The sequence below is a fragment of the Acetobacter fallax genome (assembly GCF_011516735.1).
GTDB classification, from domain to species: domain Bacteria; phylum Pseudomonadota; class Alphaproteobacteria; order Acetobacterales; family Acetobacteraceae; genus Acetobacter; species Acetobacter fallax.
The window spans coordinates 1-756 of sequence record NZ_WOSX01000143.1 but is presented as its reverse complement, the minus strand read 5'-3'; the positions used below and the strand labels follow the sequence as shown (position 1 = coordinate 756).

The 756-nt window shown below is 52.5% G+C and carries 1 protein-coding gene; it reads right to left on the bottom strand.

Annotation, left to right across the window (positions count from 1 at the left end; all coding sequences use genetic code 11):
• Positions 1 to 34 precede the first annotated feature (34 nt).
• Complete coding sequence (locus tag GOB85_RS18895; protein ID WP_029329811.1) at positions 35 to 631, bottom strand: recombinase family protein; 597 nt, start codon at positions 629 to 631, stop codon at positions 35 to 37.
• Between the last annotated feature and the right edge of the window lie 125 nt (positions 632 to 756).

Genomic DNA, 756 nt, shown 5'->3' with positions numbered 1-756 from the left:
GGGGTCACGACACGAAAGTGTACTTTACGTACGCTTAGAGTGAACCCAACAAGAACGTTGAGGCTGTTCTGCTGAGAGTTCGATAGACAGTTGGCCGAGAAATAGAAAACAGTTCTGAAAGATCGCTGATGGAGTAATCGCCGGTATCATACATCCGGCGAAGCTCTTTTTGCTGACGTTCAGAAAGCTTGGGTTTCTTTCCGCGTAGTTTACCTTTGTCGCGTGCAACGGCCATCCCTTCACGAGTACGCATCCGGATCAGATCGGCTTCAAACTCCGCGAAAGTCGCAAGGATGTTGAAGAACAACTTGCCCATTGGATCAGACGGATCGTGAATACTGTTCCCAAGTTGAAGCTTCACGCCACGGGATGCCAGGCTGTCGCCAATAAGCCGTGCATCAGGGACAGAGCGGGCCAGTCGATCAAGCTTTGGTACGACCAAAGTATCGCCACTACGAACAGCCGCCAGTGCCTGGTCAAGGCCGGCCCTTTCCCGGTTCGTGCCGGTGAAGCCCTTGTCGGTGTAAATACGATCGGCAGAAACACCGAGTTTGAGCAGTTCCTGATGCTGGGCCGCGAGATCCTGTTTGTCCGTCGAGCAGCGGGCATAGCCGATCATTATGTGTGTCATACGGGAAAGTGTAACGTATAAGGCCCCATGACTGCAAAACATATGGTACCACCTTTATGAGACACAGCACACGGCTGTATTCCATGACGTGTTGCACTTGTCCGGGACAGTCCGTCCAACGATCC